The organism is Nocardioides maradonensis (genome assembly GCF_054777115.1).
This window is the reverse complement of sequence record NZ_BAAHAZ010000006.1, coordinates 183,927-205,332: the sequence shown is the minus strand read 5'-3', so window position 1 is coordinate 205,332 and position 21,406 is coordinate 183,927. Positions and strand designations below refer to the sequence as shown.

The window sequence follows — 21,406 nt, the reverse complement described above, 5'->3', positions numbered from 1 at the left end:
CCCTCGGGCCATGGTCAACCTCACCCGCATCTACACCCGCACCGGCGATGCCGGCGAGACCCGGCTGGGCGACATGAGCGTCACGTCCAAGACCGACCTGCGGCTGGAGGCCTATGCCACCGTCGACGAGGCGAACGCCCAGATCGCCGTGGCGGTGGCGACCGGCGAGCTGACCGACCACGTCGTCGCGGTGCTCACGCACGTCCAGAACGACATGTTCGACGTGGGCGCGGACCTGTGCAACCCGATCGTCCCGGACCCGGAGTACCCGCCGCTGCGCATCGAGCAGCACTCGATCGACCGGCTGGAGAAGTGGTGCGACCACTTCAACGCGGACCTGGAGAAGCTGCGGTCGTTCATCCTCAACGGCGGTACGCCCGCCGCGGCCCAGCTGCACGTCGCGCGCACCGTCGTACGCCGGGCGGAGCGGGCCGCCTGGGCGGCGTACGCCGTCCACGGCGAGACCATGAACCCGCTCGCGATCACCTACCTGAACCGGCTCAGCGACCTGCTGTTCATCCTCGCCCGGGTGGCCAACAAGGAGATCGGCGACGTGCTGTGGGTACCGGGCGGCGACCGGGGCTACGCGGCCCCGGCCGAGCCCGGCTCCTGATCACTGGCTGTGGATCGGTCTCCGCGGCGTCGGTCGGCCGTGCCACGATGACGGGGACATGAACGTCCTCGCCTCCCTCACCGATGAGTACCTCCTGGAGCACTTCGACCCGGGGACGCTCGAGCGGGCGCAGCAGTACGTCGATGCCGTGCGCGACCTGCAGGTCAGCACCCTCAGCGCGGGATCGGTGACCGCGACCGCCGTGGTGCCCGGCACCCGGATGGAGCCCTACGAGGTCCAGCTGCACGCGGAGGTGGCCGGCGGCGGCCGCAACGGCTGGCTCTTCACGGTGTGCACGTGTCCGGTCCAGTCGCTGTGCAAGCACGGGGCGGCCGTGGCGCTGGCGCTGCGTCGTGGCTTCGTCACCAGCCAGTCGACACCGCAGTGGCGCACCAGCCTGGGCCGGCTCACCGAGGAGCTGCGCCGCGAGCTGCCGCCGGAGCGCGACGTGCTGGCGATGGCGCTGGAGATCAGCTACGAGCCGGCCCGGCGGCGCTCCTGGAGCGGGAGTGGCGCGACCGTGCGGGTACGGCCGCTGCGTCCGGGGGCGAAGCAGCGGTGGATCAAGACCGGCGCCGACTGGAGCGACGTACCCCTGCTCGCCGCGCGGCGGATGCTCCCGCCGGCCCAGGCGTCCGCGCTGACCGCGCTGCAGTCGGCGCTCCAGCTCAACCACGCGTACGCCGCCGGTGGGCTCGCCGCCGACGTACGCGACCTCGGGGAGCACGCGGTCCGGCTGCTGCAGGAGGCTCGGGAGGCCGGCGTCGAGATCGTCTGCCGAGCGCCGTTGCGCGAGGTCGTCTTCCGGCAGGAGCCGGTGGACCTGGTCGCCGACGTCCGGGCATCGACCCAGGGCACCACGACCGAGGTCGCGATCGGCATCGACGACGGCGAACGGGTATGGCGCGGCGACGAGGTCATCCCGATCGGGCTGCCCGTAGGACACGTCGTCGGCCTGCTCGACGACGGGCACCTCACCCTGGCGCCCACCAGCAGCCCGCTCACGGCGTCGGCGCGCTCGCTGCTGGAGACCCCTGCCCTCGTCGTCCCGGAGGCCGACCGCGACGAGCTGCACGACCAGCTGCGGGGCCTGCTGCGCATGGTCGCCGTGCGCTCCTCCGACGGCTCCGCCGAGGTGCCCGAGCCGCTGCGCCCGACGTTGTCCCTGGTGGTCACGTGGCACAGCGCGACGAAGGCGCACCTCGGCTGGACCTGGCGGTACGACGACGCCCGGGTGAGCCGCACGTTCCCGCTCGGACGGGGCACCGACGCTGACGGCATCCGGGACCGCGCCGCCGAGCAGGCGATCACCGACCGCCTCCCGGCCGGCATCCTCGGCCGCACGGACCTGTACGACGGCGACGCGCTGGCGTTCGCGCTCAACGACCTGCCGTTCCTGCGGGACGTCGACGACGTGGAGGTCGCCGAGGAGGACGCCCCCGACTTCCGCGAGGCCACGGGCGCTCCCGAGATCTCCTTCGAGCTCGTCGAGCCGCCCGTGGACCACACCGACTGGCTCGACCTCGAGGTGATGGTGACGGTCGAGGGCGAGCGGATCCCGCTCCCCGACGTCCTCGCCGCCCTGACCCTGGACGCGGAGTTCCTGGTCCTGCCCAGCGGCCTCTACATCACGACCGACCGGCCCGAGCTCGATCGCCTGCGCGAGGTCGTGGCCGCCGCGGCCGAGCTGCGCGAGCGCGACGGCGACACCATCGGCGTCGGCCGAGGCGACCTCGGTCTGTGGGCACAGCTCGCCGACACCGGGGTCGTGGACGCGGAGGCCGCCGAGTGGGTCGCCCGCGCCCAGGCGCTGCGGGACCTGGTCGCGATCCCCCAGCCGGAGCCGACCGGGCTGGTGACCGAGCTGCGCAGCTACCAGCACGAGGGGTTCTGGTGGCTGGCGTTCCTGTGGGAGCACGGGCTCGGCGGGATCCTGGCCGATGACATGGGCCTGGGCAAGACGCTCCAGGTCCTCGCGCTCATCGCGCACGCGAAGGCGACCCGACCGGGCGACGACCCGTTCCTCGTCATCGCCCCGACCTCGGTCGTCACGGCCTGGGTGGCCGAGGCGGCCCGGCACGCGCCCGACCTGCGCGTCGGCGTCGTGAGCCGCCGGGACGACGACGTGGCGCGGATCGCCGCCGAGAGCGATGTCGTCGTGTCGACGTACACCGTGGTGCGGCTGGCGGGCTCGGCGTACGCCGAGGTCCGCTGGGCCGGTCTCGTCCTGGACGAGGCCCAGCAGGTGAAGAACCACCAGTCCAAGACGTACGCCGCCATCCGCGCGATCTCCGCTCCCTTCCGGCTCTGCGTCACCGGCACCCCGTTCGAGAACCGGCTGATGGAGCTGTGGGCGCTGCTCTCCATCGCCGTGCCCGGCCTCTACCCGTGGCCCCGCCAGTTCACCGACCTCGTCGTGAAGCCGGTCGAGAAGGCCGGCGACAAGGTGGTGCTCGAGCGCTTCCGGAGACGGCTGCGGCCGTTCATGCTGCGCCGCACCAAGGAGCTCGTCGCGGCCGACCTGCCCGAGAAGCAGGAGCAGGAGCTCGACGTGGTGCTGGAGCCGAAGCACCGCAGGATCTACGACGCGCACCTCGCCAAGGAACGCCAGCGGCTGCTCGGGCTGCTCGAGGACTACGACCGCAACCGGGTCGCGATCTTCTCCGCCCTCACCAAGCTGCGGCAGCTGGCGCTGGACCCCGCGCTGGTCGACCCCGAGCACGACCACGTCGGCTCGGCCAAGCTGGACGTGCTCGTCGAGCACCTCACCGAGCTCACCCAGGAGGGCCACCGGGCGCTCGTGTTCAGCCAGTTCACCTCGTTCCTGGGCCGGGTGCGCGACCGCCTCGACGCGGAAGGCATCCCGACGGCGTACCTCGACGGCGCGACGCGCGACCGCGACGCCGCGATCGAGGAGTTCCGGTCCGGGGCGGCGCCCGTCTTCCTGATCTCGCTCAAGGCCGGCGGCGTCGGTCTCACGCTGACCGAGGCGGACTACGTCTTCGTGCTCGACCCGTGGTGGAACCCCGCCGCCGAGGCGCAGGCCGTCGACCGGGCCCACCGGATCGGCCAGACCCGCAGCGTGATGGTCTACCGCCTCGTCGCCACCGACACGATCGAGCAGAAGGTGATGGAGCTCAAGGCCCGCAAGGCCGAGCTGTTCGCCCAGGTCATCGACGGCGACGGCGCGATGACCACGTCGATCTCCGCCGACGACATCCGCGACCTGTTCGAGTGAGGGGCGGGCTCAGCGGTTCCAGTCGGTGCCCGGCGGCTGGGCCTCCAGCCACGCCTGGAAGCCGGTGAGGGATGCCTCGCTCATCGCCAGCTCGACCAGCTCGCCGCCGGCCGCCTGGCAGCGGATGACGACGTGGTCGGGGTACAGCGAGGCCTGCTCGACGCCGAGCGGCTCCCGGCGACCGTCGTAGGTCAGCCGGTGGCGGTCCCAGGCCGCACGCGGCCGCGGGGCGAGCGAGAAGATGCGGAACCACTCGAGCCGGTCGCCGGAGTAGCGACCCATGCCCAGGGCCCAGCCGTGCCCGGCTTCCCCGCCGTGGATGCGGTGGGAGAGCTCGAACGTCCCGCCGTTGCGGGCAAGGAAACGGCGCCGGACCATGAGTCCGGCGCCGTATCCGACAAGCAACAGGAGCACGGCGCCGGAGACATCCAGCAGCGCACCCCACCAGGTCATGTCAGGATGCCTGCTCCGCAGCCTTGGCGGCGTCGGCGAGGCCCGTGCCCAGCTCGGCGTGCTCGGCCAGGACCGACACGCGGTCGTTGGCCACCGAGATGAAGCCCGCGTCCACCGAGGCGACGACCTTGTCGCCGCTCGACGGCACGATCTCCACCACGCTCGGGGCGAGCAGCGACATCACCGGCGTGTGACCACGCAGGATGCCGATCTCACCCTCGACCGTGCGCGCGTTGACCTGCGTGGCCGTACCGGACCAGACGATCCGGTCGGCCGCGACGAGCTCGACCTGCAGGGCGTCAGCCATCAGAGGCTCGCCTGGATCTCAGCCCACTTCGCCTCGACGTCGTCCAGACCGCCGCACATGAAGAAGGCCTGCTCGGCCACGTGGTCGTACTCGCCGTCGCAGATCTTGTTGAACGCGTCGATGGTGTCGGCGATCGGAACCGTCGAACCCTCGATGCCGGTGAACTGCTTGGCGACGTAGGTGTTCTGCGACAGGAAGCGCTGGATGCGGCGCGCCCGCGTGACGATGGTCTTGTCCTCCTCGGACAGCTCGTCGACACCGAGGATCGCGATGATGTCCTGGAGCTCCTTGTTGCGCTGCAGGATCTGCTTGACGCGGATCGCGCAGTCGTAGTGAGCCTGACCGATGTACTGCGGGTCGAGGATCCGGGAGGTCGAGGTCAGCGGGTCCACGGCCGGGTAGATACCCAGCGACGCGATCTCACGGGAGAGCTCGGTCGTCGCGTCGAGGTGCGCGAACGTGGTGGCCGGAGCCGGGTCGGTGTAGTCGTCCGCGGGGACGTAGATCGCCTGCATCGAGGTGATCGAGCGACCGCGGGTCGAGGTGATCCGCTCCTGCAGCGTGCCCATCTCGTCGGCGAGGTTCGGCTGGTAACCCACGGCGGACGGCATTCGGCCGAGCAGCGTGGACACCTCCGAACCGGCCTGGGTGAACCGGAAGATGTTGTCGATGAACAGCAGCACGTCCTGGCCCTGGACGTCGCGGAAGTACTCCGCCATCGTCAGCGCCGAGAGGGCGACGCGCAGACGCGTGCCCGGCGGCTCGTCCATCTGACCGAAGACCAGGGCGACCTTGTCGAAGACGCCGGCCTCCTTCATCTCGACGATGAGGTCGTTGCCCTCACGGGTGCGCTCGCCGACGCCGGCGAAGACCGACACACCGCCGTGGTTCTTGGCGACGCGGGCGATCATCTCCTGGATCAGAACGGTCTTGCCGACACCGGCGCCACCGAACAGACCGATCTTCCCACCGGTGACGTACGGCGTGAGCAGGTCGATGACCTTGATGCCCGTCTCGAACATCTGGGTCTTGGACTCGAGCTGGTCGAATGCCGGAGCCTTGCGGTGGATGCCCCACTTCTCCTGGACGTCGTACGCCTCACCCTCCTCGAGGTTGAGCACGTCGCCGGTCGCGTTGAAGACGTGGCCGAGGGTCACGTCGCCGACGGGGACCATGATCGGGTTGCCGGTGTCGCGCACCTGCGCACCCCGGACCAGGCCGTCGGTCGGCTTGAGGGAGATGGCGCGGACCATGCCGTCGCCGATGTGCTGGGCGGCCTCGAGCGGCAGGGTGACCGTCTCGCCGCCGAGGGTCACGTCCACCTCGAGCTTGTTGTAGATCTCGGGCATGGCGTCGACGGGGAACTCCACGTCGACGACCGGGCCGATCACTCGGGCGATGCGTCCCACCGAGCCCGCGCCGGCGGCGGTGGTCTCTTCAACCGTTGCAGTCATTTCCAATACTCCGTTGCTTGAATCAATCGGTGGGTCAGTCGTCGGCGGCCTGGGCGTCGGCCAGTGCGTTCACGCCACCCACGATCTCGCTGATCTCCTGGGTGATGCCCGCCTGGCGCGCCTGGTTGGCGATCCGGGTGAACTTCTTGATGAGCTCCTCGGCGTTGTCCGTCGCCGACTTCATCGCCTTCTGGCGAGCAGCCAGCTCGGACGCCGCCGCCTGGAGCAGGGCGAAGAAGACCCGGCTCTCGACGTACTGCGGCAGCAGCCCGTCCAGGACGGCCTCGGGCGACGGCTCGAACTCGTAGAGGGGAAGGACCTCGCCGGCAGCCGGCTTGCTCTCGCCCTCGACGACCTCGAGCGGCAGCAGCCGCACGGTGTGGGGCTCCTGGACCAGCATCGACCGGAACTGGGTGTAGACGATGTGCACCTCGTGCACGCCCTCGGCACCCTCGTCCTGGCCGGCGAGGAACGCCTCGATCAGCGTCTCACCGATCTCCTTGGCCACGTCGTAGGTGGGCTGGTCGCTGTGACCGGTCCACGACTTGACGATCGGACGGCCGCGGAACTTGTAGAACGCCTCGCCCTTGCGCCCGGAGATGTAGGCGGAGACCGCCTTCCCCTCTCCCTTGAGCCGCTCGACGAGCTGCTCGGCCTCGCGCAGAACGCTCGAGGAGTAGGCGCCCGCGAGACCGCGGTCGCTGGTCACGACCAGCACCGCGGCTCGCGTCGGGTTCGCCGGCTCGGTGGTCAGCGGGTGGACGACATTGGAGTACGTCGCCACGGCGGACACCGCCCGGGTCAGCTCACGGGCGTAGGGAGCGGCCGAGCTGGCCCGCTGCTGCGCCTTGATGATGCGAGACGCAGCGATGAGCTCCATGGCGCGCGTGATCTTCTTCATCGACTCCGTCGACTTGATCCGCGCGCGATACTCACGCAGCGATACGGCCATGGGTCAGCCTCACGCCTTCTTCTGCTTGACGATGGTCTCCTGCTCGATCGCCTCGTCGCCCAGCGGCGCGTGCTCCTCGTGACCGGCGTGGATGAAGCCACCCGCCGACGTCTGGAACTCGGGGAGGAACGCGTCGTACGCCGCGATCAGCTCGGTCTCGGTGGAGTCCTCGAACTTCAGCGTCTCGCGGATGCCGGCCAGGATGCCCTCGTGCGTGGTGCGCAGGTAGTCCAGGAACTCCTGCTCGAACTTGAGCACGTCCTCGACCGGCAGCTGGTCGAGGCGACCCGAGGTGCCCAGCCACAGCGACACGGTCATGTCCTCGACCGAGTACGGGTGGTAGGCCGGCTGCTTGAGCAGCGCCATCAGACGCTGGCCGCGGGCCAGCTGCTGCTTCGACGCGGCGTCGAGGTCGGACGCGAACATCGCGAACGCCTCCATCGCGCGGAACTGCGCGAGGTCGACCTTGAGCGAACCGGTGACGGCCTTCATCGCCTTGGTCATCGCCGCGCCACCGACGCGGGAGACCGAGACACCGACGTCGATGGCCGGACGCTGGTTGGCCGCGAACAGGTCGGACTGCAGGAAGATCTGACCGTCGGTGATGGAGATGACGTTGGTCGGGATGAACGCCGAGACGTCGTTGGCCTTGGTCTCGATGATCGGGAGACCCGTCATGGAGCCGGCGCCGAGCTCGTCGGACAGCTTCGCGCAGCGCTCCAGCAGGCGGGAGTGCAGGTAGAAGACGTCACCCGGGTACGCCTCGCGGCCCGGCGGACGACGCAGCAGCAGCGACACGGCGCGGTAGGCCTCGGCCTGCTTGGTCAGGTCGTCGAAGACGATGAGGACGTGCTTGCCGTCGTACATCCAGTGCTGGCCGATGGCCGAGCCGGTGTAGGGGGCCAGGTACTTGAAGCCCGCGCTGTCCGACGCCGGGGCGGCGACGATGGTGGTGTACTCCAGCGCGCCGGCCTCCTCGAGGGCGCCACGCACGGAGGCGATGGTCGAGCCCTTCTGGCCGATGGCGACGTAGATGCAGCGGACCTGCTTGGACGGGTCGCCCGACGCCCAGTTCGCCTTCTGGTTGATGATCGTGTCGATCGCGACCGTGGTCTTGCCGGTGGCGCGGTCGCCGATGATCAGCTGGCGCTGACCGCGGCCGATCGGGGTCATCGAGTCGATGGCCTTGATGCCGGTCGCGAGCGGCTCGTGCACCGACTTGCGCGCCATGACGCCCGGAGCCTGCAGCTCCAGCGCGCGGCGGCCGTCGAGCGGGGTCACGTCGCCGAGGCCGTCGATCGGGTTGCCGAGCGGGTCGACGACGCGGCCGAGGTAGCCGTCGCCGACGGGAACCGAGAGGACCTCGCCGGTACGACGGACGGCCTGACCCTCTTCGATCTTGTCGAAGTCACCGAGGATGACGACACCGATCTCCTTGGTGTCGAGGTTCAGCGCGATGCCGAGGGTGCCGTCCTCGAACTGGAGCAGCTCGTTGGCCATGGCCGACGGCAGACCGGCGACGCGGGCGATGCCGTCGGCCGTCTGCGCGACGGTGCCGACCTCCTCGGTCCTGGCCGCGTCGGGCTGGTAGTCGGCGACGTACTTCGCCAGGGCGTCGCGGATCTCGTCCGGACGGATAGACAGGTCCGTCATGATGCCTTCTCTCTCGTTTCTCTGAAGTCTTAGCCGGCGATGCGACGGCGGGCGTCGTCGAGCCGGGTGGCGATGGTGCCGTCGATGATGTGGTCACCGATGGCGACCTTCACGCCACCGATCACGCTCGGGTCGACCACGACGTTGGCGTGGACGGGGCGGCCGTACTGGCGCGACAGGGCGCCGACCAGGCGGTCGAGCTGACCGTCGGCGAGCGGGGCCGCGACGCGGACGGTGGCGACGCTCTCGCCCACGACCTCGGCCGCGAGGCTGCGGTAGTGACCGAGCGCGGCGGTGACCGTGCCGTGCACGCCGGTGAGGGCCTGCTTGACCAGGGTCACCGTGGCGGGCAGCACCTTGCCGCCGAGCAGCGTGTCGACCAGCGCCGCCTTGTCGGCGGTCGGCCGGCTGGGATCGGCGAACGCGTCGCGCAGGTCCGGGTTGTCCTGGACCAGCTCGCGTACGGCGAACAGCTCGTCGGCCACCTGGGTCTGGGACGAGCCCGCGGACCGCACCGTGGCGACCTCGGCCAGGTGCTGCAGCGCCTTGGCCAGGTCGCTCGCGCTCGTCCAGCGCAGCTGGACGGCCGCGTCGACCAGCGCCAGCGCGTTGTCGTCGAGCTTGGCGAAGACGTCGCGGACCAGACCGGACTTGGCCTCGGCCGGCACGGACTGGTCGGCGGCGAACCGGCGCAGGCCGGGCTCGTCGCGGACCGCGTCCGCGGCGGCGTACAGCGACTCCGCGGCGGCCGACGCCGCAGCGCCGTCCGTGCCGACCGCCGCGGTCAGGTCACCGGTGAGGGTGCTGACCGCCTCGGCGGATGCTCCACGGAAGTCCATCAGGCCTCCAGCTCGGCGAGGAAGCGCTCCACGACGCGGCTCTGGCGAGCCTCGTCGTCCAGGCTCTCCCCGACGATGCGACCGGCCAGACCGGTGGCCAGGCCGCCGGCCTCGGCACGCAGCGACGCGATGGCCTGCTGCCGCTCGGCCTCGAGCTGGGTCTTGCCGTGCTCGACGATCCGGGCGGACTCGGCCTGCGCCTGCTCACGCATCTCGGCGATGATGGCGGCACCCTGCTCGCGAGCGTCCTCACGGATCTTGGCGGCCTCCTTGCGGGCCTCCTCGATCTGCGACTGGAACTCGTCCTTGGCCGACGTGGCGTCGGCCTTGGCCTGGTCGAGCTCGGCGAACTCCTTGCGGATCGCCTCCTGCCGCGCCTCCATCGCCCTGTTGATCGGCGGCACGATGTACCGCGCGATGATGGCGAACATGATCGCGAACGCGATCAACTCCACGACGAACGTGCCGTTCGGCACGAGGAAGTTGCTCTCGAGCGGGATCAGCTGCGTTGTGCTCATCTACTCATGGTCCTTCTGGTCTGGTGCGGGTGGCAGGTCCCCTGAGGGGGACCGGCTCACTTCCCGCCGAGGACGAAGACGAACAGGGCCATGAAGGCGAGGTTGATGAAGAACATCGCCTCGACCAGACCCACGGTGAGGAAGAAGATCGTCTGCAGGCGGCCCTGGGCCTCCGGCTGACGGGCAACACCCTCGATGTACGACGAACCGGCCAGGCCGTCACCGATACCGGCACCGATCGCGCCGCCGCCCAGGGCGAGGCCACCGCCGACGAAAGCGCCAGCAAGCGAAACGGCCTTCGAGATGTCAGACATTGGTTTCTCCTATTTGGTTCCTCGCCGCTTCGGGCGGCGACGTTGTCTACCTCTGGTGCGACCTCGGGCAGTCTGGCCCGGGGCGCGAGTCTTGAGTTGGTGTGGATCAGTGGGCCGACGCGGTGGCCGCGTCGTGCTCGTGCTCGTCGTCGTGACCGCCGCTGGCCATCGCGAAGTAGAGCACCGTCAGCAGGGCGAAGATGAACGCCTGCAGACCGCCGATGAACAGGTCGAACATCTTCCAGAGGATGTTCGCGACCGGCATGCCCGCCCACCACGGGATGGCGGCGATCAGCGCCAGCATGATGCCGCCGGCGAAGATGTTGCCGAAGAGTCGCAGCGCCAGGGTGACCGGCTTGACGAGCTCCTCGAGGATGGTCAGCGGCAGCAGGACCGGGAACGGCTGCACGAAGTGCTTGAAGTAGCCCAGCCCGCTCTTGCGGATGCCGTAGATCCAGACGCTGACGACGGCGAAGATGGCCATCGCGTAGGTGAGGTTGGTGTCCGACGTCGGCGCCGGCAGCACGTGGAAGTTGGTGTCCCCGATGTGGAACTCGGACGGGACCAGCTCGAGCCAGTTCGCGATGAGGATGAAGAAGAACAGCGAGATGGCCAGCGGCGCGACGTACGGGTGCACCTTGCCGAGGTTGTCCTCGACCTGCTTGTTGACCTGGTCGACGACCGACTCCCAGATGATCTGGAGCTTGGTCGGGACGTGGTCCTCGGTGTTCTTGGTGAGCGCACGACGGACCAGGAAGCCCAGAGCCAGGACGATCACACCGGCGACGACCGTGCTGAAGACCGTGTCGATGTTGACGGTCAGGCCGAACCAGTCGCGGGTCGGGTGGACACCGGGCTCGATGTGAATCTCAAGAGGCAGCAGGCCACTCATTGATTCTTCAACTCCTTAAGCAGCGGGATCGTGGTCATCACGAGCGCGATCAGGCGGAAGATAGCAAGACCGAGGAGCGCGCCGACACTCCACGGACGCCAGACGAAGGCGATCACGATGGCGACGACCGCCACGATCGCCAGGCGCAGCATCGTGGACCGCCGCAGGTCGGCCTTGGTCGGTGCGTCGCCCCGGGTGATGGTGCGCAGCAGCCAGTACTCGGTGACCAGGTGGTTGACCAGGCCGAGGACGATGCCGGCGATCAGCCACAGCGGCAGGGCCCAGGGGCCGACCTGACGGAACCAGAGGCTGAAGAGGGCCATCCCGAGGGCCACGAGCTCGACCTTGCGCTGGTCCTTGATGACCCGCAGCCAGCTGGCACGCGCGGGCAGTCCGGGGAACTGGGCGTGGGCGGTCACGGTGTCACCTCGTTCCTCGGGTCGGCGGGGTCGTCGGGCGGCATGCGCAGCGCTCGGCGGACCCGCAGGACGAACCCGACGGCCCCGAGCACCATGCCGACAGCGACGCCGAGGACGACGCCGATCGGGTCGGAGCCGGCGAGATGGTCGACGAGCAACCCGAGCGCCGTGCAACCGACGACAGCGCCGACGAGCATGCCGCCGAGGCCGAGGAGGTCACGGCCGCGCATGGCCGGAAACTACCACAGACCCGCCCTGCCCCACGGGTCGGCCGAACGGCCCCCGGAAAGGCGAAAGCGGCGGGTGTCATTGGATGGCATCCGTTCGGAAGATCTGGGCGGGAAAAGTGCTCCGAGCAAGCTCGTGAAAGCTATCACAAGCTGCTGGCGGACTCCTCGTCGGGGGTCCCCGCAGGCTCCGGGAGCGGCTCCTCCGCGTGCACCTCCGGACCACGCCGGACCATGGGGAGCACGAAGGTGAGGAGCACGATGACGAGGGTGGCGGTGCCGATGCCGATCCACGCCGGCCGCCGCGGGTAGACGCTCGCGACGACCGTGGCGAACGCGATCAGGCCCGCCCACAGCCACATGATGAGGACCGCACGCCGGTGCGAGTGACCGATCTCCAGCAACCGGTGGTGCAGGTGCTGCTTGTCGGGTGCGAACGGCGAGCGGCCGGCCCGCGTGCGTCGTACGACGGCGAGGACCAGGTCCGCCAACGGCACGATCAGGATGAGCACCGGCAGCAGCACCGGCAGCAGCATGGGCAGCAGGCTCGCTCCGGCACCGTCCGCACCCTTGGCGAGGTCGCCCGGGGAGAACTGCGTCGTCACCGTGATCGCCGAGCCCGACAGCACCAGGCCGATCAGCATCGAGCCGCTGTCGCCCATGAAGAGCCGGGCCGGGTGGAAGTTGTGGGCGATGAAGCCCAGGCAGGCACCCGCGAGGGCCGCCGCCAGGAGGGCACCCGTCGTCGCGCGGGTGACGTCGTTGATCACGGTCAGGGCGTAGCAGAAGACGAAGAGGGCGACCGCGGAGATGCCGATGACGCCGGCGGCGAGGCCGTCGAGGCCGTCGATGAAGTTCACGGCGTTCACGGTGGTGAGCACGATGAGCGCCGTGAACAGCGCGCCCTGGCCCGGGTCGAGGGAGAACTGGCTCCCGTCGGGCTGGTAGAGGTAGCTGAACTGGATGCCCGAGTAGATCAGCAGGCCCACCGCGAGCACCTGGCCGCCGAATTTGGTGAGCGCGTCCAGGTCGAAGATGTCGTCGAGCACGCCGACGCCGCAGATCAGGGCGCCCGAGCCGAGCACCGACATCGCGTCGTCCCAGACCCACGGCTGGCTCGTCGAGAGGAACGGCAGGTGCTGGGCGACCAGGATCGCGGCGAAGAGGCCACCGAGCATGGCCACTCCCCCGAGGTACGGGATCGGCTCCGCGTGCACGTCCCGGTCGCGGACCGCGGCGACCGCGCCGGTGCGGATCGCGAACTCCCGGGCGACCACCGTCAGCAGGTAGGTGACGACGGCGGCGACCAGGAAGACGACGACGTACTCACGCATCCGTCGGCGACTCCTCGGACTCCTCGGGACGCTCCACGGTGATGGCCAGGTCGAGCAGCGCGGCGTCGAGATCGGCCACCGGGATGGCACCTGCCCGGAGCAGGCGCGGGCGCTCCCCGGTGGCGTCGACGATCGTCGACGGCTCGCCGCCGGGGCTGGTGCCGGCGTCGATGACCACCTCGACCGCTTCGCCGAGCATCTCGACAGCCCGGTCGGCGTCGGTCGCGGCGGGCTCGCCGGTGAGGTTGGCCGAGGAGACGGCCAGCGGCCCCGTGCGCTCGAGCAGCCGTCGGGCGACGTCGTGGTCGGGCACGCGGACGGCCACGGTGCCGCGGGTCTCGCCGAGGTCCCACTGCAGCGAGGGCTGCTGGTGGCAGACGACGGTGAGCGGGCCCGGCCAGAACCGTTCGACGAGGGTCCGGACATAGTCGGGGACGCGCGACGCCAGGGCGTCCAGGGTCGCGGCCGAGGTCACCAGGACCGGCGGCGGCATGTCGCGGCCGCGGCCCTTGGCCTCGAGCAGGCGGGCGACGGCGGCGGGGTCGAAGGCGTCGGCACCGATGCCGTAGACGGTGTCCGTGGGGAGCACGATCGGCTCGCCCCGGCGTACGGCGAGGCTGGCTGCGTCGAGCGCCGCCTCGATCTCCTCCTCGGTCGTCGTCGGCATCCGCGTCGCAGTCACGACGTCATCCTTGCACCCTCGTCGCCGTGGTGAAGCGAGGCCGTCCCGACAGGTCGCGGTGGTCGCGGATCTCGGTCCACAGCCCGGTCGCGGCGAGGACCGCGGGCACGCTCTCGCCCTGGACGTCGGCGTGCTCGATGCCGACCACTCCCCCGGGCTTCAGCAGGGCAGCCGCACGGTGCGCGAGGACGCGGATCGCGTCGAGGCCGTCGTCTCCGGAGAACAGCGCGAGGTGCGGGTCGTGGTCACGCGCCTCGGGCGCGACCGACTCCCAGGCCTCGAGCGGGACGTACGGCGGGTTGCTGACCACCACGTCCACGGTGCCGAGCAGGTCGTCGAACTCCGTGGCCAGGTCGCCGTGCCGCAGGTCGACGCCGGTGCCGGCGAGGTTCCGCTCCGCCCAGGGGTACGCCGTCGGGTCGAGCTCGCAGGCATGGACCTCGGCCTCGGGGACCTCGTGGGCGAGGGACTTGGCGATGGCCCCGGAGCCGGTGCAGAGGTCGACGACGACCGATCCGGCGCCGGCGTGCTCGATCGCCCAGCCGGCGAGGAGCTCGGTCTCCGGGCGCGGCGTGAACACGCCGGGACCGACCTGGACCGAGATGTGGCGGAACCAGGCGGTGCCGATGAGGTGCTGGAGGGGCTCGCGGGCAGCGCGGCGCTCGACGAGCTCGAGGAAGCGGACGGTGTCGTCGCCGGAGATGCCCGCGACGAAGGGCAGCGCGCTGCGGGTGGTGCCGAGGACGTGGGCGAGCAGCTCGCCCGCGTCGTACTCGGGGCTGGGGACACCCGCGGCCGTGAGCACGGTCGTGGCCTCCGCGAGGAGGCTGCGGATGTCGCTCACTCCTCCAACGCCGCCAACCGTGCCGCCATGTCGGTCTCGACGCAGGAGTCGAGGACCGGCTGGAGGTCGCCGTCGAGCACCTGGTCGAGGTTGTAGGCCTTGTAGCCGGTGCGGTGGTCGGAGATGCGGTTCTCCGGGAAGTTGTAGGTGCGGATCCGCTCGGAACGGTCGACGGTGCGGACCTGGCTGCGCCGCGCGTCGGAGGCCTCGGCGTCGGCGGCGTCCTGGGCGGCCTGGAGGAGGCGGGCGCGGAGGATGCGCATCGCCTGCTCCTTGTTCTGCAGCTGGGACTTCTCGTTCTGGCAGCTCACCACGATGCCGGTCGGGAGGTGGGTGATCCGGACCGCGGAGTCGGTGGTGTTGACGCTCTGACCGCCCGGCCCGCTGGAGCGGAAGACGTCGATGCGCAGGTCGTTGTCGTTGATCTCGACGTCGACCTGCTCGGCCTCGGGCATCACCATCACCCCGGCGGCGCTGGTGTGGATCCGGCCCTGCGACTCGGTCACGGGCACGCGCTGCACGCGGTGGACACCACCCTCGAACTTGAGCAGACCGTACGGCGCCTGGCCGGGCTCGCTGCTGCCGCCCTTGACCGCGACGGTCACCGACTTGTAGCCACCCAGGTCCGACTCGGTGGAGTCGAGGATCTCGGTCTTCCAGCCCCGGCGCTCGGCGTACCGCATGTACATGCGGAGCAGGTCGCCGGCGAACAGGGCCGACTCCTCGCCGCCGGCACCGGCCATCACCTCGAGGATCGCGTCGCTGTCGTCGGTCTCGTCGCGCGGCACCAGGAGCCGGCGCAGCCGCTCGGCCGCGACCTCGCGCCTGGCCAGCAGGTCGTCGACCTCCTCGGCGAACGCCGGGTCGTCGGCGGCCAGCTCACGGGCGGCGTCGGCGTCGTCGCCGTGCTGCTGCCACTCGCGCCAGGTGCCGATGATGGCGTTCAGCTCGGCGTACCGGCGGTTGAGGGTGCGCGCGAGGCGGGCGTCGGCGTGGGTCTCGGGCAGCGCGAGCCGCTTCTCGAGCTCGGCATGCTCGGCGAGCATGCCCTCGACTGCTTCGAACACGGGGATCCTTCGGGTGGGAGGTGCAGGAATCACCGGTCAACCGGGGATTCCTGCGCTTGTCGGGCATTGCAACGCCCGACAAGCGCCAGGAAACCTCCGCCGGCGAGGACGACAAAGCGCCGGCCCCCTCGACGGGGACCGGCGCTTCGGATCAGCTACTTGGCAGCGCCGACCTTGCCGTACTTGGCCTCGAACTTCGCGACGCGACCGCCGGTGTCGAGGATCTTCTGCTTGCCCGTGTAGAACGGGTGGCACTGCGAGCAGACGTCGCTGTGGATGGTGCCGGAGGCAACGGTGCTCCCGGTGGTGAACGTGGCGCCACAGGTGCAGGTCACCTGGGTCACGACGTACTCGGGGTGGATGTCCTTCTTCATGGTTTCCTCTCGTGCGCCGGGTCGTCGCACGGGCGTGCGGACGTGAACCGGAGCGGAACTGGTGAAGTGTACGGCGGCGGTTGAGGGTGGTGCGAATCCTCAGCCGCGCTGCACACCCATCAAGAACTCGATGTTGGTCCGAGTTCTTCCCAGCCGCTCCACGAGCGACCGGTGGGCGTCGGACGGGGTGAGCTCGGCCAGCTCGGCGTCCAGCTTGGAGAGGATCGACTGCTCCTCCGCGCTGGTCAGCAGGTCGGCGTGCCGGGTGCTGGACGCGACCACGTCGATCGCCGGGTAGGCACGCTCCTCGGCGAGGTCGCGGCGCAGCCGGATCTCGAGGTTCTCGGTGCCGTCGATCTCCTCGAACAGGAGCTGGTCGATGGCCGAGGTGGAGTCGTTGACGACCGTGGCGATGATGGTGAGCGAGCCGCCGTTGTCGACGTTGCGCGCGGCGCCGAAGAGGCGCTTGAGGCCATACAGCGCGGTGGCCTCGACTCCCCCGGTGGCGACGCGACCGTTGGCCGCTCCCGCGAGGTTGTAGGCACGGCCCAGCCGGGTCAGCCCGTCGAAGAGCACGATGACGTCGTGGCCCAGCTCGACCAGGCGCTTGGCCCGCTCGACGGCCAGCTCGGCCGCGGTGACGTGGTCGAGCGCGGGTCGGTCGAAGGTGCTGGCGACGACCTCGCCCTTGATCGCCCGCTGGAAGTCGGTGACCTCCTCCGGGCGCTCGTCGAGCAGCACCACCATCAGGTGCGCCTCGGGGTTGTTGGCGGTGAGCGAGGCACCGATCGAGCGCAGCAGGGTGGTCCGGCCCGACTTGGTGGGACCGGTCACGAGTCCGCGCTGGCCCTTCCCGATCGGGGCGGCCAGGTCGAGGATCCGACCGGTCAGGTTGTCCGAGGTGGTCTCCATGCGGAGCCGGTCGGTCGGGTGGGTCGGCACGAACGTGGCGAAGTCCGGCCGGCTCTTGGCCAGCTCAGGGTCGGCCCCGTTGACCGCGTCGATGCGGACCATCGGGTTGAACTTCTCGCGGCGCTCGCCCTCGCGCGGCTGACGCACCTGGCCCGTGACGGCGTCACCACGACGCAGGCCGTACTTGCGCACCAGCGAGAGCGACAGGTAGACGTCGTCGGCACCGGCCAGGTACCCCGACGTACGCACGAAGGCGTAGTTGTCCAGGACGTCGAGGATGCCGGCGGCCGGGACCAGCACGTCGTCCTCACGGACCTCGTTCTCCTGCTCGCGCAGGGTGCGGTTGCGGTCGCGGCCGCGGCGGCGGCGGTTGCGGCGGGTGCCGCCCTCGCCGTCGTCGTCGTGGTCGTCGTCGCCGTCGGTGTCCGGGGACTCCGGCTTGTCCTGCTGCGCCTGCTTGTCCTGCGGGGGCTGCTGGGCGGCCTTCTTGGCGGGCTGGTTCTGGCGCTGCCGCTGCTGGGCGGGGCGCTCCTCCTTGGCCTGGGGGACGGTGTCCTCGGCCGTCTGCTCGGGCTTCGACTCGCCGGTGGGCTCGGGCTTGGCCTCCGGCTGCTTCTGGGGCTGGGCCTTCTTCTCCGGCTGCGCCTTCTCGGCCGGTACGTCGCCGGAGGACCGGCCGCCCTGCCCGGACTGGGCGGACTTGATCGCGTCGATCAACTGGGCCTTCTTCATGCTGCCGGCGCCGGCGATGCCCATGCCGCCGGCCATGGCCTTGAGGTCGGCGAGCAGCATCGAGTTGAGCCCGCCGGCGCGCTTCTTCGCCGGGGCCCGGTCAGCCGGGGCCGCGGAAGCGTCGAGAGATTCGGTCACGTGAGTTCCTTCACGGATGACGGCCGCACAGGAACGTGCGGCACTTGAACGGATCGCCGCACGGGCTGCCCGTTCCGGATCGGTCGGGCGCGGCGGCGTACGGCCAACCTAGCATCCCCCGCATCCGTGAGGTGACGCCTCGCGGGTCAGGCGGGGCGGGCGCCCGTGTCGTCGATGGCGAGCGCATGTCCCGCCCAGCCCTCCGGGCAGCGCTTGAGCAGGGTGTCCGCATCGGTGCCGTCGGCGAACGCCAGCACGGTCGGGCCGGCGCCCGAGACGATGGCGGCGACGCCGTCGGCCCGCAGCGCGTCGACGAGCGCGAGGCTCTCGGGCATGGCCGGACGGCGGTAGCCCTGGTGCAGTCGGTCCTCGGTGGCCCGGAGCAGCAGCTCGGGGGCGCTGCCGAGGGCGGCGACGAGCAGCGCAGCCCGGCCGGCGTTCGCCGCGGCGTCGGCATGGGGCACGGTCGCGGGCAGCAGGCCGCGCGCCTCCTCGGTCGAGACCGGGGTCGGCGGCACGAAGACCACGGCGCTGATCCGCGGGTCGACGCCGCTGGGAGCGGCCCAGAAGGAGCCGTCGGCGTCGTGGCCGGCGATGGTGAAGCCGCCGTACAGGGCCGGCGCGACGTTGTCGGGGTGGCCTTCGATCCGGGCGGCGAGGTCGAGCAGCGCGGCGTCGTCGAGCCACAGCCGGCCGCCGGCGACGAGCTCCCGGCCGAGCCAGACGCCGGCCACGATCGCAGCCGAGGACGAGCCGAGGCCGCGGGCGTGCGGGATGACGTTGGTGCACGAGAGGCGCAGGCCGGACGGCTGGACGCCGATCTTGTCGAAGACGGCCCGCATCGAGCGCACGACCAGGTGGCGCTCGTCCAGCGGCACCTCACCCTCGCCGACGCCGGACACCTCGACGACGAGACCCTCGGGCAGGATCTCGGCCTCGAGCTCGTCGCGCAGGTCGAGCGCGAGCCCGAGCGCGTCGAAGCCGGGACCGAGGTTGGCGGAGGTCGCGGGCACCGAGACCCGCACCGGGCCGTCGACGAAGGTCATCAGAGACCGGCGGCGCGAGCGGCAGCGTCGACGTCGGCGTCCACCACGAGGTCGGGCAGCACGACGCCCTCGAGGGCGGTCGCGATGTCCTTGAGCCCGTGACCGGTCACCGTGATCGCGACGGTCGTGCCGGCGTAGGAGTCACCCGCGGCGAGCTCCTGCAGCAGCCCGGCGACACCGGCGGCGGAGGCCGGCTCGACGAAGACGCCGTCGTTGCGGGCCAGCTCGGCCTGCGCGGCGAGGATCTGCTCGTCGGTGACCTTGGCGAAGCGGCCTCCGGACTCCTTGGCGGCGTTCTCGGCGAGCTGCCACGACGCGGGGTTGCCGATCCGGATCGCGGTCGCCTTGGTCTCCGGGTCGTCGACCGGCGCGCCGTCGACGAGCGGCGCCGCACCCGCGGCCTGGAAGCCGCGCATGATGGGCCGCCTGGTGGCGCGGCCGAGGTCGGCGTACTGCACGTAGCCGAGCCAGTACGCCGAGATGTTGCCCGCGTTGCCGACGGGCAGCAGGTGGTAGTCGGGAGCGTCGCCGAGGAAGTCGACGATCTCGAAGGCGGCCGTCTTCTGGCCCTCGAGCCGGTGCGGGTTGACCGAGTTGACGAGAGCGACGGGGTACTTCTCCGACATGCCGCGCGCCATCCGCAGGCAGTCGTCGAAGTTGCCGCGGACCTGGATCACCTTCGAGCCGTGCACGACGGCCTGCGCCATCTTGCCCGCGGCGATCTTGCCCTCGGGCACGAGCACGATCGGGGTGACACCGGCCTTGGCGGCGTACGCGGCCATCGATGCGGAGGTGTTGCCGGTGGAGGCGCAGACGACGGCCTGGGCGCCCTGGTGCACGGCGACGGAGAGCGCGGTCGTCATGCCGCGGTCCTTGAAGGAGCCGGTCGGGTTGTTGCCCTCGACCTTGAGCCACACCTGGGCGCCGGTCAGGCCGGAGAGCCAGCCGGAGTGGACCAGGGGCGTGCCGCCCTCACGCAGCGTCACCGCGGGGGTGTCGGCGGGGATGTCGAGGAGGTCGCGGTACTCCTCGATCACGCCCTTCCACTGCTGGGTCAGCGCGCTCACGCTGCTCATTCGAGGCCTCCTTCAACGCGCATCACCGAGGTGACCTCGCGGACGATGTCCATGTCGCGCAGCTCGTCGACGGTCGCCGAGAGCTGGGCGTCGGTCGCCTCGTGCGAGACCACGACGAGCTGGGCGTCGTCGCCGCGCCCCTCCTGCCGCACGGTCTGGATCGAGACGCCGTGAGCGGCGAACGCGTTCGCGACGGCGGCGAGCACGCCCGCCTTGTCGTCCACGTCGATCGCCACGTGGTAGCGGGTGCGGGTCTCCCCCATCGGCAGCACCACCCGGTCGGCGTACGCCGACTCGCCGGTGCCGCGGGTGCCCGCGATCCGGTTGCGGGCGACCGTCACCAGGTCGCCCAGGACGGCGCTGGCCGTGGGCGAGCCACCGGCGCCGGGGCCGTAGAACATCAGCTGGCCGGCGGCCTCGGACTCCACGAACACGGCGTTGTAGGCCTCGCGGACGCTGGCCAGCGGGTGGCTCCTGGGGATCATCGCGGGGTGGACGCGGACGCTCACGCCCTTGTCCTCGACCAGCTCGGCGATGGCGAGCAGCTTGACGACGCTGCCCATCTCGCGCGCCGAGCGAACGTCGCCCGCGGACACCTCGGAGATGCCCTCGCGGTGGACGTCGGCGGCGGTCACGCGGCTGTGGAACGCCAGGCTGGCGAGGATCGCGGCCTTGGCCGCGGCGTCGAAGCCCTCGACGTCCGCGGTCGGGTCGGCCTCGGCGTACCCCAGCGCCTGAGCCTCCTCGAGGGTCTCCTCGTAGCCCGCGCCGACGGAGTCCATCTTGTCGAGGATGAAGTTGGTGGTGCCGTTGACGATGCCCATCACCTTGGTGACCCGGTCGCCGGCGAGGCTCTCGCGCAGCGGACGCAGGATCGGGATGGCGCCGGCGACGGCGGCCTCGTAGTAGAGGTCGCGGCCGGCCTTCTCAGCGGCCTCGAAGAGCGTCGGACCGTCCTCGGCGAGCAGCGCCTTGTTGGCGGTGACGACGCTCGCGCCGTTCTCCAGCGCGCTCAGGATGAGCGTGCGGGCCGGCTCGATGCCGCCGATCACCTCGATGACGAGGTCGATGTCGTCGCGCGCCACGAGGGCGGCGGCGTCCGTGGTCAGCAGGTCGGCGGGTACGTCGACCTCACGAGCCGCGTCGAGGCGGCGTACGGCGACGCCTGCCAGCTCGATCGGCGCACCCACCCGTGCGGCCAGATCTGCGGACTGCTCGCCGAGGAGTCGCACGACCTGCGACCCGACGGACCCGCAGCCCAGGACGGCCACCTTGAGGGGATTGCTCACGCGCCCAAGGTTATCGGCGGTCGGGGTCGGCGG

22 protein-coding genes are annotated in these 21,406 nt (G+C 70.8%); 2 read left to right on the top strand and 20 right to left on the bottom strand.

The window, feature by feature from the left end; translation table 11 throughout:
• Positions 1-10: 10 nt before the first annotated feature.
• Entirely contained in the window at positions 11-613 is a 603-nt protein-coding gene (locus ACYVAQ_RS09115; RefSeq protein WP_460788496.1) for a cob(I)yrinic acid a,c-diamide adenosyltransferase, read from the top strand.
• Positions 614-671: 58 nt separating this feature from the next.
• Entirely contained in the window at positions 672-3,851 is a 3,180-nt protein-coding gene (locus tag ACYVAQ_RS09110; RefSeq protein ID WP_460788493.1) for a DEAD/DEAH box helicase, read from the top strand.
• A gap of 9 nt (positions 3,852-3,860) precedes the next feature.
• Here ACYVAQ_RS09110 and ACYVAQ_RS09105 read toward each other — a convergent pair whose 3' ends face one another.
• The 20 genes from ACYVAQ_RS09105 to ACYVAQ_RS09010 all read right to left on the bottom strand — a co-directional run bounded on the left by ACYVAQ_RS09105 (position 3,861) and on the right by ACYVAQ_RS09010 (position 21,373).
• On the bottom strand, positions 3,861-4,304 hold the full coding sequence (locus ACYVAQ_RS09105) for a DUF2550 domain-containing protein (protein ID WP_460788491.1): 444 nt from the start codon (positions 4,302-4,304) through the stop codon (positions 3,861-3,863).
• A 1-nt stretch (position 4,305) separates the two neighbouring features.
• Positions 4,306-4,611 (bottom strand): F0F1 ATP synthase subunit epsilon, encoded by a 306-nt coding sequence (locus tag ACYVAQ_RS09100; RefSeq protein WP_460788490.1) that lies wholly within the window; start codon positions 4,609-4,611, stop codon positions 4,306-4,308.
• The gene (gene atpD, locus ACYVAQ_RS09095) at positions 4,611-6,065 is read right to left on the bottom strand and encodes a F0F1 ATP synthase subunit beta (RefSeq protein ID WP_460788488.1); all 1,455 of its coding nucleotides are present in this window, start codon (positions 6,063-6,065) and stop codon (positions 4,611-4,613) included. The genes ACYVAQ_RS09100 and atpD overlap by 1 nt, the downstream gene beginning before the upstream one ends.
• Positions 6,066-6,099: 34 nt before the next feature.
• Entirely contained in the window at positions 6,100-7,017 is a 918-nt protein-coding gene (locus ACYVAQ_RS09090; protein ID WP_460788486.1) for a F0F1 ATP synthase subunit gamma, read from the bottom strand.
• A 9-nt stretch (positions 7,018-7,026) separates the two neighbouring features.
• Positions 7,027-8,670: a F0F1 ATP synthase subunit alpha gene (gene atpA / locus ACYVAQ_RS09085; protein WP_460788484.1), complete on the bottom strand. Its 1,644-nt coding sequence runs from the start codon at positions 8,668-8,670 to the stop codon at positions 7,027-7,029.
• A gap of 29 nt (positions 8,671-8,699) precedes the next feature.
• Complete coding sequence (locus ACYVAQ_RS09080; protein ID WP_460788482.1) at positions 8,700-9,509, bottom strand: F0F1 ATP synthase subunit delta; 810 nt, start codon at positions 9,507-9,509, stop codon at positions 8,700-8,702.
• A complete protein-coding gene (locus ACYVAQ_RS09075; RefSeq protein ID WP_460788480.1) occupies positions 9,509-10,027 on the bottom strand; it encodes a F0F1 ATP synthase subunit B in 519 nt (172 codons plus the stop codon). Before ACYVAQ_RS09075 ends, ACYVAQ_RS09080 begins: the two co-directional genes overlap by 1 nt.
• A 56-nt stretch (positions 10,028-10,083) precedes the next feature.
• Positions 10,084-10,341, bottom strand: coding sequence for a F0F1 ATP synthase subunit C (locus ACYVAQ_RS09070; RefSeq protein WP_460788477.1), 258 nt, complete (start codon positions 10,339-10,341; stop codon positions 10,084-10,086).
• Between the two features lie 106 nt (positions 10,342-10,447).
• Entirely contained in the window at positions 10,448-11,233 is a 786-nt protein-coding gene (gene atpB, locus ACYVAQ_RS09065; protein WP_460788476.1) for a F0F1 ATP synthase subunit A, read from the bottom strand.
• Complete coding sequence (locus tag ACYVAQ_RS09060; protein WP_460788475.1) at positions 11,230-11,652, bottom strand: hypothetical protein; 423 nt, start codon at positions 11,650-11,652, stop codon at positions 11,230-11,232. Before ACYVAQ_RS09060 ends, atpB begins: the two co-directional genes overlap by 4 nt.
• Positions 11,649-11,882, bottom strand: coding sequence for a hypothetical protein (locus ACYVAQ_RS09055; RefSeq protein ID WP_460788473.1), 234 nt, complete (start codon positions 11,880-11,882; stop codon positions 11,649-11,651). The genes ACYVAQ_RS09060 and ACYVAQ_RS09055 overlap by 4 nt, the downstream gene beginning before the upstream one ends.
• A gap of 143 nt (positions 11,883-12,025) precedes the next feature.
• The gene (locus ACYVAQ_RS09050; RefSeq protein ID WP_460788471.1) at positions 12,026-13,213 is read right to left on the bottom strand and encodes an MraY family glycosyltransferase; all 1,188 of its coding nucleotides are present in this window, start codon (positions 13,211-13,213) and stop codon (positions 12,026-12,028) included.
• Positions 13,206-13,895, bottom strand: a complete 690-nt coding sequence (locus tag ACYVAQ_RS09045) for an L-threonylcarbamoyladenylate synthase (RefSeq protein ID WP_460788469.1) — start codon at positions 13,893-13,895, stop codon at positions 13,206-13,208. The genes ACYVAQ_RS09050 and ACYVAQ_RS09045 overlap by 8 nt, the downstream gene beginning before the upstream one ends.
• A 4-nt stretch (positions 13,896-13,899) precedes the next feature.
• Positions 13,900-14,739, bottom strand: a complete 840-nt coding sequence (gene prmC, locus ACYVAQ_RS09040) for a peptide chain release factor N(5)-glutamine methyltransferase (RefSeq protein WP_460788467.1) — start codon at positions 14,737-14,739, stop codon at positions 13,900-13,902.
• The gene (gene prfA, locus ACYVAQ_RS09035) at positions 14,736-15,806 is read right to left on the bottom strand and encodes a peptide chain release factor 1 (protein WP_460788465.1); all 1,071 of its coding nucleotides are present in this window, start codon (positions 15,804-15,806) and stop codon (positions 14,736-14,738) included. Before prfA ends, prmC begins: the two co-directional genes overlap by 4 nt.
• 155 nt (positions 15,807-15,961) lie before the next feature.
• Complete coding sequence (gene rpmE / locus ACYVAQ_RS09030) at positions 15,962-16,180, bottom strand: 50S ribosomal protein L31 (RefSeq protein ID WP_460788462.1); 219 nt, start codon at positions 16,178-16,180, stop codon at positions 15,962-15,964.
• A gap of 99 nt (positions 16,181-16,279) precedes the next feature.
• The gene (gene rho, locus ACYVAQ_RS09025; RefSeq protein ID WP_460788702.1) at positions 16,280-17,884 is read right to left on the bottom strand and encodes a transcription termination factor Rho; all 1,605 of its coding nucleotides are present in this window, start codon (positions 17,882-17,884) and stop codon (positions 16,280-16,282) included.
• A 224-nt stretch (positions 17,885-18,108) separates the two neighbouring features.
• Entirely contained in the window at positions 18,109-19,008 is a 900-nt protein-coding gene (thrB, locus tag ACYVAQ_RS09020; RefSeq protein WP_460788459.1) for a homoserine kinase, read from the bottom strand.
• Positions 19,008-20,084, bottom strand: coding sequence for a threonine synthase (thrC, locus tag ACYVAQ_RS09015; RefSeq protein ID WP_460788457.1), 1,077 nt, complete (start codon positions 20,082-20,084; stop codon positions 19,008-19,010). Before thrC ends, thrB begins: the two co-directional genes overlap by 1 nt.
• On the bottom strand, positions 20,081-21,373 hold the full coding sequence (locus tag ACYVAQ_RS09010) for a homoserine dehydrogenase (RefSeq protein WP_460788455.1): 1,293 nt from the start codon (positions 21,371-21,373) through the stop codon (positions 20,081-20,083). Before ACYVAQ_RS09010 ends, thrC begins: the two co-directional genes overlap by 4 nt.
• Between the last annotated feature and the right edge of the window lie 33 nt (positions 21,374-21,406).

Coding starts and splice junctions, on each gene's coding strand:
- ACYVAQ_RS09100 (WP_460788490.1), bottom strand. CDS start 4,611: ATGGCTGACGCCCTGCAGGTCGAGCTCGTCGCGGCCGACCGGATCGTC.
- atpA (WP_460788484.1), bottom strand. CDS start 8,670: ATGACGGACCTGTCTATCCGTCCGGACGAGATCCGCGACGCCCTGGCG.
- ACYVAQ_RS09055 (WP_460788473.1), bottom strand. CDS start 11,882: ATGCGCGGCCGTGACCTCCTCGGCCTCGGCGGCATGCTCGTCGGCGCT.
- ACYVAQ_RS09080 (WP_460788482.1), bottom strand. CDS start 9,509: ATGGACTTCCGTGGAGCATCCGCCGAGGCGGTCAGCACCCTCACCGGT.
- atpB (WP_460788476.1), bottom strand. CDS start 11,233: ATGAGTGGCCTGCTGCCTCTTGAGATTCACATCGAGCCCGGTGTCCAC.
- ACYVAQ_RS09115 (WP_460788496.1), top strand. CDS start 11: ATGGTCAACCTCACCCGCATCTACACCCGCACCGGCGATGCCGGCGAG.
- ACYVAQ_RS09050 (WP_460788471.1), bottom strand. CDS start 13,213: ATGCGTGAGTACGTCGTCGTCTTCCTGGTCGCCGCCGTCGTCACCTAC.
- ACYVAQ_RS09105 (WP_460788491.1), bottom strand. CDS start 4,304: ATGACCTGGTGGGGTGCGCTGCTGGATGTCTCCGGCGCCGTGCTCCTG.
- thrC (WP_460788457.1), bottom strand. CDS start 20,084: ATGAGCAGCGTGAGCGCGCTGACCCAGCAGTGGAAGGGCGTGATCGAG.
- thrB (WP_460788459.1), bottom strand. CDS start 19,008: ATGACCTTCGTCGACGGCCCGGTGCGGGTCTCGGTGCCCGCGACCTCC.
- ACYVAQ_RS09110 (WP_460788493.1), top strand. CDS start 672: ATGAACGTCCTCGCCTCCCTCACCGATGAGTACCTCCTGGAGCACTTC.
- ACYVAQ_RS09090 (WP_460788486.1), bottom strand. CDS start 7,017: ATGGCCGTATCGCTGCGTGAGTATCGCGCGCGGATCAAGTCGACGGAG.
- ACYVAQ_RS09070 (WP_460788477.1), bottom strand. CDS start 10,341: ATGTCTGACATCTCGAAGGCCGTTTCGCTTGCTGGCGCTTTCGTCGGC.
- rho (WP_460788702.1), bottom strand. CDS start 17,884: ATGCTGCTCGCCGACCTCAAGGCCATGGCCGGCGGCATGGGCATCGCC.
- atpD (WP_460788488.1), bottom strand. CDS start 6,065: ATGACTGCAACGGTTGAAGAGACCACCGCCGCCGGCGCGGGCTCGGTG.
- rpmE (WP_460788462.1), bottom strand. CDS start 16,180: ATGAAGAAGGACATCCACCCCGAGTACGTCGTGACCCAGGTGACCTGC.
- ACYVAQ_RS09075 (WP_460788480.1), bottom strand. CDS start 10,027: ATGAGCACAACGCAGCTGATCCCGCTCGAGAGCAACTTCCTCGTGCCG.